General features: G+C 73.7%; 13 protein-coding genes. 11 read left to right on the top strand and 2 right to left on the bottom strand.

Annotation, left to right across the window (positions count from 1 at the left end; all coding sequences use genetic code 11):
• Positions 1–34 precede the first annotated feature (34 nt).
• Complete coding sequence (locus tag ER308_RS13675) at positions 35–853, top strand: SDR family NAD(P)-dependent oxidoreductase (RefSeq protein WP_131155505.1); 819 nt, start codon at positions 35–37, stop codon at positions 851–853.
• Between the two features lie 62 nt (positions 854–915).
• On the opposite strand, the gene ER308_RS13670 is transcribed toward ER308_RS13675, so the two are convergent.
• Entirely contained in the window at positions 916–1,917 is a 1,002-nt protein-coding gene (locus ER308_RS13670; protein WP_205745616.1) for a pyridoxal-phosphate dependent enzyme, read from the bottom strand.
• A 100-nt stretch (positions 1,918–2,017) separates the two neighbouring features.
• Between ER308_RS13670 and cuyB the strand changes: the two genes are divergently transcribed.
• The 3 genes from cuyB to ER308_RS13655 all read left to right on the top strand — a co-directional run bounded on the left by cuyB (position 2,018) and on the right by ER308_RS13655 (position 5,167).
• Positions 2,018–2,809, top strand: a complete 792-nt coding sequence (gene cuyB, locus ER308_RS13665) for a cysteate racemase (protein WP_131155504.1) — start codon at positions 2,018–2,020, stop codon at positions 2,807–2,809.
• Between the two features lie 23 nt (positions 2,810–2,832).
• On the top strand, positions 2,833–4,032 hold the full coding sequence (locus ER308_RS13660) for an aminotransferase class V-fold PLP-dependent enzyme (protein ID WP_131155503.1): 1,200 nt from the start codon (positions 2,833–2,835) through the stop codon (positions 4,030–4,032).
• Positions 4,033–4,129: 97 nt separating this feature from the next.
• Positions 4,130–5,167, top strand: coding sequence for an LLM class flavin-dependent oxidoreductase (locus tag ER308_RS13655; RefSeq protein ID WP_131155502.1), 1,038 nt, complete (start codon positions 4,130–4,132; stop codon positions 5,165–5,167).
• A gap of 32 nt (positions 5,168–5,199) precedes the next feature.
• Here the strand turns inward: ER308_RS13655 and ER308_RS13650 are convergent, their stop codons facing one another.
• Positions 5,200–6,057, bottom strand: coding sequence for a sugar phosphate isomerase/epimerase family protein (locus ER308_RS13650; RefSeq protein ID WP_131155501.1), 858 nt, complete (start codon positions 6,055–6,057; stop codon positions 5,200–5,202).
• A gap of 212 nt (positions 6,058–6,269) precedes the next feature.
• Between ER308_RS13650 and ER308_RS13645 the strand changes: the two genes are divergently transcribed.
• From ER308_RS13645 to ER308_RS13615, 7 genes are all read left to right on the top strand, one after another.
• On the top strand, positions 6,270–6,947 hold the full coding sequence (locus ER308_RS13645; RefSeq protein ID WP_165492081.1) for an RraA family protein: 678 nt from the start codon (positions 6,270–6,272) through the stop codon (positions 6,945–6,947).
• Positions 6,948–6,984: 37 nt separating this feature from the next.
• The gene (locus ER308_RS13640) at positions 6,985–8,031 is read left to right on the top strand and encodes an AbrB family transcriptional regulator (protein WP_131155499.1); all 1,047 of its coding nucleotides are present in this window, start codon (positions 6,985–6,987) and stop codon (positions 8,029–8,031) included.
• Between the two features lie 140 nt (positions 8,032–8,171).
• The gene (locus tag ER308_RS13635) at positions 8,172–9,098 is read left to right on the top strand and encodes a fumarylacetoacetate hydrolase family protein (RefSeq protein WP_165492080.1); all 927 of its coding nucleotides are present in this window, start codon (positions 8,172–8,174) and stop codon (positions 9,096–9,098) included.
• Between the two features lie 19 nt (positions 9,099–9,117).
• Complete coding sequence (gene pcaB / locus ER308_RS13630) at positions 9,118–10,509, top strand: 3-carboxy-cis,cis-muconate cycloisomerase (protein WP_131155497.1); 1,392 nt, start codon at positions 9,118–9,120, stop codon at positions 10,507–10,509.
• A gap of 117 nt (positions 10,510–10,626) precedes the next feature.
• Positions 10,627–12,114: an FAD-dependent tricarballylate dehydrogenase TcuA gene (gene tcuA / locus ER308_RS13625; RefSeq protein WP_165492079.1), complete on the top strand. Its 1,488-nt coding sequence runs from the start codon at positions 10,627–10,629 to the stop codon at positions 12,112–12,114.
• 114 nt (positions 12,115–12,228) lie between these two features.
• On the top strand, positions 12,229–13,587 hold the full coding sequence (locus ER308_RS13620; RefSeq protein WP_131155495.1) for an MmgE/PrpD family protein: 1,359 nt from the start codon (positions 12,229–12,231) through the stop codon (positions 13,585–13,587).
• Positions 13,584–14,477 carry an NAD(P)-dependent oxidoreductase gene (locus tag ER308_RS13615; protein WP_131155494.1) on the top strand — a complete coding sequence of 298 codons (894 nt, stop codon included), beginning with the start codon at positions 13,584–13,586 and terminating at the stop codon, positions 14,475–14,477. Before ER308_RS13620 ends, ER308_RS13615 begins: the two co-directional genes overlap by 4 nt.
• The last annotated feature ends 14 nt before the right edge of the window (positions 14,478–14,491 follow it).

The raw sequence follows: 14,491 nt of genomic DNA, 5'->3' as shown, positions 1-14,491 counted from the left end.
CCCACCGCGCGAGCGAACCGCAAGGAGCCAGACCATGAGCGAGCCGGCCCCGCACACCCCGCCCCCGAACCCCAGCGACCTGCTCGACCTGTCCGGCCGGGTCGCGCTCGTCACCGGGGGTACCCGCAACATCGGACGACAGATGGCCGAGCTGTTCGCGAGTTGCGGCGCGGCGGTCGGCGTGGTCGGGCAGTCCGACGCCGAGGCCCGTGACGCGACCGTGGCGGGCATCGAGACGCGCGGCGGCCGCGCGGCCGGGGTCCTGGCCGACATCGCGGACCCGCAGGAGGTCACGCGCGCCTGCGACGAGGTCGAGACAGCCCTCGGACCGGTCGACATCCTCGTCAACAGCGCGGCGATCCGGCCCCACGGCGCCATCGAGGAGCTCACCGTCGACGAGTGGGACCACGTCATGGCCCTCAACCTGCGGGCGCCGTTCCTGTTCGGTCAGCTACTGCTCCCGGGCATGAAGGAGCGCGGGTGGGGCCGGATCATCAACGTGGGGGGCCTCACCGCTATCTGGGGGAAGCCGCACCGGGCGCACGTCGCCGCCTCGAAGGGGGGCGTGATGGGGCTCACGATCGCCCTCGCGGCCGAGTCCGCCGAGCAGGGCGTGACCGTGAACTGCATCGTGCCCGGGGTCATCGACACCGAACGGCACACGCCGGAGTGGTATCCCGACCTCGACGACTTCTACCAGCGCCGGATCTCGCGGATCCCGATGGCGCGCCTCGGGGGACCCGACGAGGTCGCCTCGGTCGCGTTGTTCCTGGTGTCGGAGATGTCGAGCTACATGACGGGCCAGACGCTCTACGTGGCCGGCGGCAGCTATCCGATGGTGCGCGGCGCGTAGCCGCGATGGCCTCAGATCCGGGGGAGGCCGTCGCTGGTGCGCGGCGCGTAGCCGCGATGGCCTCAGATCCGCGGGAGGCCGTCGCCGCGGCGCGCCATCAGTTCGCCGAACCGATCGATGCCGACGTTGCCCCCCGACAGCGTCACCCCCACCCGCAGGCCGCGCAGGTCGAGCCTGCCGGCGAGCGCGGCGGCGAGCGCGGACGCGCCGCTCGGCTCGGTCACGACCTTCAGCCGTTCGAACAAGAGCGCCATCGTGTCGATGATCTCCTCGTCGGTGACGAGCAGGACGTCGTCGACGCGCCGGCGGTTGACCTCGAACGTCATCGCGCCCGGGATGTCGCCCTGCTGCCCGTCCGCGATCGTGCGGGGCACCGGTACACGGATCCGCTCCCCGGCCGCGAGCGACCGCTTGGTGATGTCGCGCACCGACGGTTCGACGCCGTGGACAGCCACCTCGGGCAACAGCCCCTTCGCCGCGGTGGAGCACCCCGCGATGAGGCCTCCCCCGCCGACGCAGACGAGCAGCACGTCGAGGTCGCCCACCTCCTCGATGAGCTCCAGCGCGACGGTGCCCTGCCCGGCCATGATCTCGTGATCCTCGTAGGGCGGGACCAAGGTGAGGCCGTGGTCGGCGGCGAGTCGGCGGCCCACCTCCTCGCGGTCCTCGGTGTAGCGGTCGTAGAAGACCACCTCCGCGCCGTACCCGCGGGTCGCGTCGAGCTTGGCCTGGGGGGTGTCCTCGGGCATCACGATCGTCGCCCGCGTGTCGTGCAGCGCGGCGGCCAGCGCCACCGCCTGGGCGTGGTTGCCGGACGAGAACGCGGCGACCCCCCGGGCACGCGCGGCTTCGTCGAGGCTCGCGACCTTGTTGTAGGCGCCGCGGAACTTGAAGGCACCGCCCCGCTGGTCGCACTCGGCCTTCAGGAACAGCGAGGCGCCGGTGAGCTCGTCGAGGGTGCGGGACGTGACCACACGCGTGCGGTGGGCGATCCCCTCCAGCCGCGCGGCGGCGCCGCGCACGTCGGCGAGCTCGATGATCCGGTCGGCAGCGGGGGCGGTCATGGCACTCCTTGCGTCGCGGGATTCTATTTGGTCCCCTTAGTATTCTGGAACGAGTCTACGAGCCACGGGCCAGCGTGGCGGCGACATCGGGGATGCGATGATGACAGCGGCGCACGACGAGCGCGTCATCGGGGTGCTCGGCGGGATGGGGCCGATGGCGACCCTGGAGCTCTACCGGCGGCTCATCGACGCGGTGCCCGCGGCCCGCGACCAGGGCCACCCGCGCGTGATCATCGACTCGAACGCGAAGGTCCCCGACCGCACCGAGGCGCTGCTCCACGACGGCGCGGACCCGCTGCCGTTCCTGCTCGACAGCGCTCGGACCCTGGAGCGGGCCGGGGCCGATCTGCTGATCATGCCCTGCAACACAGCGCACGTCTATGCCGAGGAGATCGCGTCCGCGGCGGGGTTACCGCTGGTGCACATGTTGCAGGAGACCGCAGCGATCGTGCCGGCCGAGCACGCTCCGGTCGGCGTGCTGGCCACGTCGGCGACCACGGCGCTGGGGTTGTACCAGCAGGCGTTCGCGCGCCACGGTCTCGGCGCCCTGACCCCTGAACCGCACGCGCAGGAGCTCGCGATGACCGCCATCGAGCGGGTCAAGGCCGGCGACCTCGCCTCGGCCCTGCCGCCCGCGCGGGAGGCCGCCGAACACCTCGTCGCGCGTGGCGCGGCGAGCCTCGTGCTCGGCTGTACGGAGTTTTCGGTCCTGCTGGCCGGCTCCGACACGGACGACACGCACGACCTGGGGGTGCCGACGATCGACCCGCTCGACGCGCTCGCGGTCGCCGCCCTCGACCGCGCCGGCGTGGTGCACCGAGCCTCGCCGGACCGCGCCCCACCGGCGCGCGATCCGGCGCGTCCGCCCGCCGCGGGCAAGGGACGACCGTGAGCCGCGGGCAAGGAGGGCCAGCCGTGAGTCGCGGGGCCGCGCGCGGGTCGCCGGCCACAGCCCGCGCCGAGTTCCCCGCCACGCGGCAATGGACCTACCTCGACGTCGCCTCGCGCGCACCGATGCCCGACCGCGTCGCGGCCGAGCTCGGCGACTACATCGCGACCTACCAGGCCGAGGGGGTCCCCAAGGGCGAGTGGCTCGACCGGGTCGAGCGGGTCCGGGCCCGCACGGCCCGGCTGCTGCACGCCGACCCGCAGGAGGTCGCCTTCACCAAGAGCACGTCCGACGGGATCAACCAACTCGCGCACGCGCTCGGACTCGGCCCCGGCGACAACGTCGTCGTGTGCCCCGAGATCGAGCACGCGAACAACCTCTACCCGTGGCTGCACCTGCGCGACCGGGGCCTCGAGGTCCGCATGGTCGAAGCGGTCGGCGGGGAGCTCTCGCTCGACCGGGTCGCCGCGGCGGTCGACGCCCGCACACGCGTGCTCGCACTCTCGTCGGTCTCGTTCGTGACCGGTGCGCGGGCGGACCTGGATGCCTGCGGCACGCTGTGCCGCGACCGGGACGTGTTCCTGCTCGTCGACGGCGTGCAGGAGCTCGGCGCCCTGCCGATGGACCCCCGGGCCGCGGGCGTCGACGGCCTCGTCGCCGCGACCCAGAAGATGCTCCTCGGAGCCTACGGCCTCGGCCTCATGTGGTGCCGTTCCGAGCGCATCGAGCAACTCCGCCCGCCGTTCCTGACACGGATGGGCGTGGATTGGGGTGAGGGCCACGAGGCCGATCTAGGCCTCGACTACCGGCTGGCCGACGGCGCGGCGCGCTTCGAGGTCGGCAACCCGAACTTCGCCGGGGTCTTCACCCTCGACGCCGCGCTGAGCCTGCTCGAGGAGGTGGGCCAGCCCGCCATCGCCGACCACGTCCTCGCGCTCGCGCGGCGGCTCATGGACGGGTTGACCGATCGCGGCATCGAGGTCGTGACCCCGACCCGGCCCACAGCGCACGCGGGCATCGTCGTGTTCGACCACCCCCGCGCCGAGCAGCTGCACGCGGCCCTCGAGGAGCGGGGCGTCAAGCTCGCTCTGCGCCGGGGCGCCCTGCGGGCCAGCGTCCACCTGTTCAACGCCGAGGAGGACGTCGACACGCTGCTCGCCCACCTCGACGACCTCGCCCACCTCAGCGACCCGAACGCCCCGACCTCACCCGACGCCCCGCTGTGACCCGACGACCGATCCGACCCGACACCCCGCTGGTACCGACGACCAACCCGACCCGACACCCCGCTGTGACCCGACCAACGGACGAGAGGATCCCGCGATGACGGTCAAGTTCGGCCTCATGCTGTGCAACCAACACCCCGCCGGCGACCCCATGGACGAGCGTTTCGCCGAGCTCACCGAGCAGGTGCAGGTGGCCCGCGACCTCGGCTTCGATCTCATCGCCAGCGGTCACCACTACCTCTCCGAGCCGCTGCAGCTGTTCCAGCCGGTGCCGCTGCTCGCGCGGATCGCGGCGGATGCCGGGGACATGCGGATCGCGAGTTGCGTCTTCCTGGCGGGGCTCACCAACCCGGTCCAGCTCGCCGAGGACGTCGCCACCCTGGACGCGATCACCCGCGGGCGGTTCGTCATGAGCGTCGCGCTCGGCTACCGCGACGTCGAGTTCGACGCGTTCAACGTGCCCAAGGGGGAGCGAACGAAGCGGTTCGTGTCGAACGTCGACACGGCGGTCTCCCTGCTAGAGGGTGAGACGGTCTCGCTCGACGCGCCCCACACCAAGCTCGACGAGGTGCGCATGGGGCTCGACACGATCCAGCAGCCGCGCCCCCCGCTCTGGATGGGCGCCAACAGCGACAAGGCCCTCCGCCGGGCTGCGGAGCGGGCCGAGGCCTGGCTCATCAACCCTCACGGGCGCCTCGACGCGCTGGCGCGCCAGATCAACGAGGTGTACCGCCCGGCTCTGGAGGAACTCGGGAAGCCCTTCCCCTCCGAGATGCCGATCCGCCGGGAGATCTTCGTCTCGGACGACCGCCCCACGGCGATGCGCGAGGCCGCGCCGTGGCTGCTCCCGAAATACCAGACCTACTACCGGCAGTGGGGCCAGCACAAGGCGCTGCCGGCCGACGACGAGTGGGCCGACGAGGCCGAGGAGCTCGTCCGGGACCGGTTCGTGCTCGGCAGTCCGGAGGAGTGCATCGCCGAGATCGACCGCTACCGCGAGGAGCTCGGCGCGACGACGTTCCTGGTGCGCGCGCAGTGGCCGGGCATGCCCCAGGAGGAGGCCCTGGGCAACATCCGCCGCATCGGCGAGACGCTCGTCCCGCACTATCAGCGCGAGGCCGCGGCCGGGCGGTGAACCGACGCGCTGGGACGAGCCGCAGGGCTCGTCTACCGTCCGACGCGGTCGCGCATCGCGGCGGCCGCGCGAGCCGAACGGCGGGCCGCGTCGAACGAGTCGCCCCGCTGGTCGTGCTCCATGGTGAGCCAGCCGCGGTAACCGACGCCATCGAGCGCGTCCGCCACCAGGCCGGTGTCGAGCGCACCGAGTCCCAGGGGCGAACGGTCGGTGTCCCCCAGCTGGACGTGCCACAGGCGCGTCCCCGCGGCCAGAAGCCCGGCGACCATCGACCGCTCCTCCAGGCCCATGTGGAACGTGTCGGGCATCACCCCGATCCGCTGCCAGCCCGCGTCGTCGATCACCTCGACCACCTCGGCGACCGTGCGCAGGTACGGCCCGACCAACCGGCTCTGCGGCTCCAGCACGACCCGCACCCCGGCGCGGGCCGCGGCGGCGTCGATCCGGTCCAGCGCCTCCACGACGGCCCGGCGCCGCTCGGGTTCCTCGACTCCCGGGCTCCCGCGCACCCGCCCGATCGTGACCAGCGCGTCGTGCTCGGCCGCGAGCTCGATCGCGGCCTCGATGCGCGCGATCGCCTCCTCCCGACGCTCCGGCACGGCGACGTCGGCGAGCGTCAGCCCGTCCTCCGCGGCGATCGGTCCGGTACCCACCGCCGCCAGTCTCAGCCGGGATCGGTCGAGCGTGCGCTGCAGCGCCTCCCGGTCCACCTCGCGAGCGTCGCGCACCCACGCCTCCACCCCGTCGTACCCGAGCTCGGCGAGCCGGGGCGCGGCCTCGTCCAGCGGCGCCCGATAGCCCATCGAGCTCGACGCCGCACAGTCGGGTGTCGTCACCGTGTAGGCCAGGAGCCAGGCACCGCCTCCTCCGGGCGCGGAGGGCTCAGCCACCGCGCGGATCCCGGCGATCGGTACGTTCGTGGACAGCGATCAACGCGTGCCTCCTCCACCGCGGCAACCTTCCGACCAGGTCGCCGTGCCCGCCCGGGTATCACGCACGATGGGGCGGGCGTCGGGCGAGTCAGATCAGATAGTTTGCGCCCCGAACCATTTGGGCCCACTATCACTCGGCACCCTACCCAAGTCAGGCCTCGGAGGCGATCGTGAACCGTTGCCGCATCCACCCCGCCACCCCACGCCCCGACGAGAGCGTCGTCTCCCGATTGCGAGAGCTCCCGACGACGATCGTCTCGGACCAGCTCGAGCGCGCCGGCGCGATGCACGGGCTACACCCGATCACGGGCCCGGAGCTCGGGATCCTCGCCGGCCCCGCCTTCACGGTGCGGACCCGCCCGGGCGACAACCTCGCCATCTACAAGGCGATCGACCTGATCGAGCCCGGCGACGTCCTGGTGATCGACGGCGGCGGCGCCACCGATCGCGCCATCGCCGGCGAGATCGTCTGCCTGCACGCGGCGTCGCAGGGCGCGGCCGGCATCGTCGCCGATGGGGTCGTCCGCGACGTCGCGGACATCGCCCGCGGCAGCCTCCCCGTCTACGCCCGCGGCGCGAGCCCACTCGGTCCGTACAAGAGCGGGCCCGGAGAGCTGCGCGGCCCGATCTCGGTCGGTGGGACGGCCGTGCGCCAAGGCGACTTCATCGTCGGGGACCCCGACGGTGTGGTCGTGGCCCGCCCGGACCGTATCGACGACATCTTCGCCGGCGCGCAGGCCCAGCTGGCCAAGGAGGAGCGCTCCATCGCCCAGGCGCGGGCAGGGGAGCTGGACACGAGCTGGCTCGACGCGGCCGTCGACCTCGAGATGGTCGACCACATGCCGTGAGGGGACGTCGTGACCCCCGCGCGTCCCGGGGCGGGCAATGCTGATCGTCCTGTGCGTCGCCGCCGCCCTCGCCGGCGGTGTCGTCGCGCGGCTGCTACGGCTGCCCGGCGGGATGATCGTCGGCGCGATGGTCGGTGCCGCCGCGGCGAGCCTCTGGGTCGGCGGGATCGAGCTGCCCGAGGCCTTCCGCACCGTCGTGCTCACCGCGGTCGGCGTGATGATCGGCTCCCAGGTCACGCGCGAGATGCTGCGGGCGCTGCGACCGGCCCTGCTCCCGGCGGTGGCCTCGGGTGCGCTGCTGATCCTCGCCGGCCTGCTCATCGCCCTCCTGCTGCGAGCACTCGGGATGGCACCCGAGGGCGACGTGCTCGCCACCTCCCCCGGGGCCCTGTCGGTGCTCGCGGGCGCCGCCGCGGAGCAGAACGCCGGGGCGCCGACCGTGGCCCTGTTCCACGTCACCCGCATCGTGCTCATCCTGCTCACCCTGCCGCTGGTGCTGCGGCTGCTGCCGCCCGCGCCGGCGCGCACCGGCGGACCGACCGACGATCCGGACGCCTTCGCCCCTCAACTCGGGGGCCGGACGGGCGATCGCCGGTCGGAGGCGGTCCGGCTCGGGGCCATCGCGGTGGGCGCGATCGCGGGTGGGCAACTGGCACTACTCGCCGACCTCGACGGGGCGTTGATCTTCGGGACGACGGTGGGCGCGGCGATCGTGACCGCGACGTTCCGCTCCACCGCGCAGACCCCGAAGCTCGTGCGGACTGCGGCCCAGGTCGGTCTCGGCTGCATGATCGGGACGCTCATCACGCCCGACACGCTCGTGGCGCTCGGCCAGGCCACGGGTCCCGCCGTGCTCGCCGCGGTGCTGATGCTCCTCGCGGGGGTCGGGGTGGCGTTCCTGCTGCGGGCGATCGGCCACGCCCCGCCGGGGGACGTGCTCGCGACCTCCCCCGGGGCCCTCGAGGCCGTGAGCGCGGCCGCGATCGACCGTGGCGACGGGGTCGTGCAGGTCGCCCTGTTCCACACCGTGCGGCTGCTGCTCGTGATCGGGTCGCTGCCGCTGTTGTTGCAGCTGCTGCCATGAGCCGCCCGGGCAGCTTCCTGTGCATGAGTGAGCACGATCCCGCCCAGGTCCCAGCGCGGGACGCCACTCGGGCGGCTGCGTGTGCCTCACCGAGCACCACCCCGCCCGGACACGAGCCACGTCGATCCAAGGAGGCCGTCATGCGCCTGTCCGTGATCCGCGAGGAGGCCGGCGAACTGGCCGTCCTGCACCACGCCGGGACGATCGTGCCGCTGCGCGCCCTCCCCGCCGACCTCGTCGCCGGGGAGGCGGGCGTTCTCGGCGCGCTCGCCGACCCAGTGAGCCGGGAGGCGCTCACGGTCGCGATCGAGGAGTCCGCCGAGCGGCTCGAGCCACCGGCCGACGAGGAGGCGTGGGGCCGACCGTTCGTGCCCGGGGCGATCGCCGGCGTGGGGCTCAACTACCAGAGCCACGCGGCCGAGATCGGCGCTGCGACGCCACCGGCGCCGGGCTTCTTCACCAAGCTCGCCCGCACGGCGGTGTCGACGGGCTCGACGATCCACCTCCCGCCCGAGAGCGCGAACACCACTGCCGAGGGGGAGCTCGCGCTCGTCGTGGGGCGGCCCTGCTTTCGGGCCTCCCCCGAGGAAGCGCTCGGCCACCTCGCCGGGGTCTGCGCCGTGCTGGACCAGACCGCCGAGGACCAGCTGCAGGTCAACGTGCGCTTCCTCACTCGTTCGAAGAACTACGCGGGGTTCCTCGTCCTGGGTCGGGACCTCGTCACGCTCGACGAGGCGATCGCCGACGGGTCACTGGCCGACCTCGCCGTGACGACCCACCACAACGGCGCGCCGCACCGTTCGGCCCCGATCTCCGACATGGCGTTCTCCCCGGCCGACATCCTCAGCTTCGTGAGCCACGTCTTCCCGTTGGAGCCGGGCGACGTGGTCGCCACCGGCACGCCGGGCGCCGTGGCACTGGCTGACGGCGACACCGTCGCGGGCGAGGTCGCCGGTGTCGGACAGGCCCGCGCGCGGGTGCACCGACCCGAGCCCGCGTCGTACGCCGAGCTGGTGCGCGAACAGATCGCACGCGAGCACGGCGCGGCGACAACCGCACACCGGTGACGGCTGGAGGAGGGCAGAGATGACCGACCGCGAGCACGACTGGGGCGCGGGCCTGCACGACGTCCCCCAAGCCCTGCACACGACCCCCGAGATGCGGCGGATCTTCGAGGGACCCGAGCGTGTGCGACGCATGTTCGCGTTCGAGGCCGCGCTCGCGCGCGCCGAGTCGCGGGCCGGACTGGTCCCTCCCGAGGTCGCCGAGCGCATCGCCTCCGCCGCCGAGGACCCCCGGGATCTCGACCTCACCGGCCTGTCCGAGCAAGCGCGCGTCTCGGGTGTCATCACCGTCCCCGTGATCGCCGCGCTGCGCGAGCGGGTGGACGACGAGGCCCGCCGCTACGTGCACCTCGGCGCGACGAGCCAGGACCTCGTCGACACGGTGATGGTGCTGCAGGCCCGCGAGGCGCTCGGCGTGCTCATCGACGACCTCCTCGCGATCGGCGACGCGTGCGCCGAACTCGCGAGCCGGCACGCCGCCACGCCGATGATCGGCCGCACGCTCATGCAGCAGGCGATCCCGATCACGTTCGGACTCAAGGCCGCGCAGTGGCTGGCCGCGGCGGACGGGCAGGCCCGCCGCCTCGCGGACCTGGTCGACCGCGAGCTCGCGCTGCAGTTCGGCGGCGCGGCCGGGACGCTCGCGTCGCTCGGCGAGGACGGACCGCGCGTCGCCGAACTGCTCGGCGAGGAGCTCGACCTGCCGGTCCCCGACCTGCCGTGGCACAGCGATCGGTCGCGGGTCGCCACCGTGGGCAGCGCGCTCGCCGTGACCGCGGGGGCGATGGCCAAGATCGGCTACGACGTCGTGCTGCTCATGCAGAACGAGGTCGCCGAGGCCGTCGAGGACGCGGCGGGCGGCAAGGGCCGGTCGTCGGCGATGCCGCACAAGCGCAACCCGACCGAGACGCTCGCCACCCTCGCGTCCCAGCGGCTCGCCCACGGGCACGTCACGACGCTGCTCGGCGGGATGACGATCGAGCACGAGCGGTCGGTGGGCAGCTGGCAGACGGAGTGGACGACCGTACCGGCGCTCTTCGAGGTCACCGGCAGCGCCGTCGCCGGCATCCGGGCGACCCTCGCCGGGCTCGACGTCCGCGCCGACCGCATGCGGGCGACGATCGACGCCGCGGGCGGCCTGCCGATGGCCGAGTCTCTCGCCCGCGCCCTCACCCCCGCGCTCGGCGCCGAGGAGGCCCACCACATCGTCTCGGAGTTGAGCGAGCGGGCCGTCGCCGCCGGTGCGCACCTGGCGGATGCCGCCGCCGAGGACACCCGGGTCACCGCCCACCTCCCCGACGAGGCGCTCGCAACGGCCCTGGATCCGCTCTCCTACCGCGGCAGCGCGGACGTGTTCGTCGAGCGGGCCCTCTCGGGGCACCGCCGCACCCGCGAGGCGTTGCGCCGCTCCTAGAACGCCTCGCGCACCACGATTTTATTCGGTACCCTTAGTGTCCACGGGCGGCGCACGGAACGCCCGCCGCGGGGCGCGTCGGCGCCCGCGAGACTCCGGGAGAGGGATGGGGATCACGTGGCCAACGACGACTACGACGTCATCGTGGTGGGAGCGGGCAACGCCGCGCTCGTCGCCGCGCTCTCCGCGCACGAGGCGGGGGCGCGCGTGCTCGTGCTGGAGGCGGCGCCGAAGGAGGAACGCGGCGGCAACAGCCGCTTCGCGGGCGCGATCTTCCGCATCGCCCACGATGGACCGGAGTCGCTGCGGCCCCTGCTCGACCCGGAGTTCGCCCACTGGGTGGACCAGGTCGAGGTCGGCCCCTATCCGGCGGAGGAGTACTACGCCGACGCGCAGGCCACCTCGGGCGGGCGCGCCGACCCGCAGCTCCTCGACCTGCTCATCAGCCGCTCCTACGAGACGGTCGAGTGGATGCGCGACCGCGGCGTCCGCTGGGAGCTCACGGTCGGCAAGCTCGTCGACCCCGACAAGATCGACCCGGACGAGACCTACGTGCTGCCCGCCGGCGGCGCGCTCCGCGTCGTGGACGAGGGCGTGGGGCTCATGACCAACCTCTTCGAGGCAGTCGAGCGCGCCGGCATCGAGGTCTGGTACGAGTCGCCGGCCGACGACCTGCTCACCCAGGGAAACACGGTCACCGGCGTCCGCGTGCGCGGGATCGACCGCGACATCGATCTCCACGGCACGGTCGTGCTGGCCGCCGGAGGGTTCGAGGCCAACCCGGAGATGCGCGAGCGCTACCTCGGCTCGGGCTGGGACCTCGTGAAGGTGCGCGGCACCCGGTTCAACACCGGCACGATGCTGCAGAAGGCACTGGACGCCGGGGCGCAACCGGAGGGCCACTGGGGCGGCTGCCACGCGAGCCCGCTGGACGCCGACGCGCCGAAGGTCGGCGACCTGTCGCTGACCGACAAGATGAGCCGCTACTCGTACCCCTACAGCCTCCTGGTGAACATCGAGGGGCAGCGGTTCGTCGACGAGGGCGAGGACGAGGTCTGGCTCACGTACGCCAAGACCGGCGGCGCGATCCGCCGGCAACCGCAGGCGCTCGCCGCCCAGATCTTCGACCAGAAGACCGTGCACCTGCTCGAGCCGCGTTACGAGACCGGCACACCGGTGGAAGCGGACACGCTGGCCGAGCTCGCCGGCAAGCTCGGGATCCCCGTCCATGCGCTCGAGCAGACCGTGGAGGAGTTCAACGCGGCGACCAAGGACGGCGGATTCGACCCGTTCTCGAAGGACGGGCTGCGTGCCGAGCCGCAGGGCCAGCCGGTGAAGTCGAACTGGGCGGTGCCCCTCGACCAGCCCCCGTACGTCGCCTACCGGGTGACGTGCGGCATCACGTTCACCTACGGCGGCGTTCGCATCGACGAGCAGGCCCGGGTGATCGACACCGCGGGGCGGCCCATGCACGGGCTCTACGCGACCGGCGAGCTGACCGGTGGGTTCTTCTACCACAACTACCCGGCCGGAGCGGGGCTGACCCGGGGCGCGGTGGTGGGCCGCATCGCCGGCGACCAGGCTGCGGCCCACGCCAAGAAATGACGCGGCCCACGCCAAGAAATGACAGGGCGCGCGCTGGCGCAACCCCCGGGCCGGACCGGGTGAACCAACCCCCGGGCCGGACCGGGTGAACCGGCGACGACGGACGGAGTGGCGATGGCCGAGGACCGCACCGTCGAGGGGCGCCTCGGCGATTACGTCGCCACCACGAGCCGGCCGCGTCCCGACGTCGCCCACCACGCGACCCGAGCAGTGGTGGATTGGTTCGCCGCCGCAGCCGTGGGCGGTGACCGGCCCCCCGCCCGCGCGCTGCGAGCCGCCCTCGCCGACGAGCGCACCGGATCGGCCCGGCTCGTCCCGGACGGCGCTCCCGCGGGCACGCGGGCCGCGGCGCTCGTCAACGCGACCGCCGCGCACACCGCCGAGGTCGACGACATCTTCCGCGACGGCGTCTACCACCCCGGCGCGCCGACGATCGCGGCGGCCCTCGCCGTCGCCCAGCGCGACCACGCCGACGGCGCGGCGCTGCTCGACGCCGTCACCACCGGCGTCGAGGTGTCGACACGCGTGGCGGCGGCCGTGCAACCGGCGCACTACCGCTTCTGGCACACCACCGGCACCGTGGGCACCCTCGGGGCCGCGGCCGCAGTCGCGCGCCTCGCCGGTGCCGATGCGACGCAGGCCGAGCACGCGCTCGCGCACGCCACGACCCTGGCTGCGGGTCTGCAGCAGGCCTTCCGCTCCGACGCCATGAGCAAGCCCTTGCACGCCGGCCACGCGGCCGACGCCGGCACGCTCGCGGCGCTCGGCGCACGCGAGGGCCTCACGGGCGCGCCGGGCCTGCTCGCCGGACCGCGCGGGTTCGGTGCGGCGATGAGCGCCGACGTCGACTGGGACGCTGCGCTCGCCGATCTCGGCGAACGCGCGAACATCGAGGCGATCACGTTCAAGAACCACACCGCCTGCGGGCATGCGTTCGCGCCGATCGACGGCGCGCTGGAGTTGCGCGAGCGGGTCGGTGTGCGCGCCGACGACGTGGCCGAGGTCGAGGTCGCGACCTACGGGGCGGCCATCGAGGTCGCCGGCAACCCGCACCCGACGACGCCCTTCGAGGCGCAGTTCTCGATCCCGTTCTGCGTGGCGTCCGCGCTCGAGGGCGGCTCGGTCCGCCTGCGGGCGTTCGAGCCCGACCGCCTCACCGACGAGCGGATCGCCCGGCTGACGGACCGCATCCGACTGCGCACCGATGCCGATCTCGACGCCGCGTTCCCCGGGCGTCGCGGCGCGCGAGTGACGATCACCACCACCGACGGGAGGCAGGAGATGGTCGAACGCACCAGCCGGCGGGGCGACCCGGAGTCCCCGCTCACCGACGTCGAGCTCGGCGACAAGTTCCTCGAGCTGACCGAGCCCGTGATCGGTGCCGACGCGGCCCGAACGGCCCTCGCGACGCTCTGGGAGGTGGCCGGCGTCGCGGACGTCACGGCGCTGCCGCTGGCGGGAGGGCGGCCGTGACCACGCCACGCGTCGGCTTCCTCGGCCTCGGCGAGGCGGGCGCGGCGATCGCGGCCGGGTTCGCGGCCGCGGGCGCATCCGTGCGCGCCTACGACCTCGCGCTCCAGGATCCGGACCGCGCCGACGCCGTCACCGCCCGCGCGGACGCGGCCGGCGTGGAGCTGGCCGACGGCACCGCCGAGCTCCTGTCCGATCGCGACCTCGTGTGCTCGCTGGTCACCTCGGACGTCGCCGTCCGGGTTGCGCAGGACGCGGCGCCGCACCTCGGGGCCGGCCAGGTCTACGCCGATCTCAACTCCACCGAGCCCGCCCAGATGGAGCGCGTCGCCGAACTGCTCGGTCCCAGCGGCGCCGAGTTCGTCGACGGCGCGCTCATGGCTGGGGTGCCGGGCCCCGGGCACCGCGTGCCGGTTCTGATGAGCGGTCCGGGGGCCGAGCGGGCGGCGAGCTGGTGGGCCCAGCTCGGGGGCGAGGTCGACGTGCTGTCGGACGTGGTGGGCGCGGCGTCCGTCGTGAAGCTCGCCCGCAGCCTCGTCGTCAAGGGTCTCGAGTCCCTGTTCTGGGAGTCGGCGATCGTCGCCGAGCGGTACGGCGAGGCGGAGCGGGTCCTCGCCTCGCTCGGGACGACGCTGCCCGGCGAGCAGTGGAACGAGTTCGCGGGCTACCTGATGGGACGCACGGTCCGCCACGGCGAGCGTCGCGCCCACGAGCTCGACGGCGTCGCGCGCATGCTCGAGGCCGCGGGTCTCGATCCGCACATGGCGCGGGCGACGGGGGCCAGGTTGCGCACCGTGGTGGCCGGGCTCGGGCCGGACGCCACCCCCGCATCGCTGCCCGCCGATCCCGCCGGCCTCGCCCGCGCGGCCGACGACGATGCCCCCGCCACCTGACGCGGCCCGCGGCG

It is taken from the genome of Egibacter rhizosphaerae, from assembly GCF_004322855.1.
Taxonomy (GTDB): Bacteria; Actinomycetota; Nitriliruptoria; order Euzebyales; family Egibacteraceae; genus Egibacter; species Egibacter rhizosphaerae.
The sequence above is the reverse complement of the archived record's forward strand: the minus strand, read 5'-3'. Positions and strand labels throughout refer to the sequence as shown.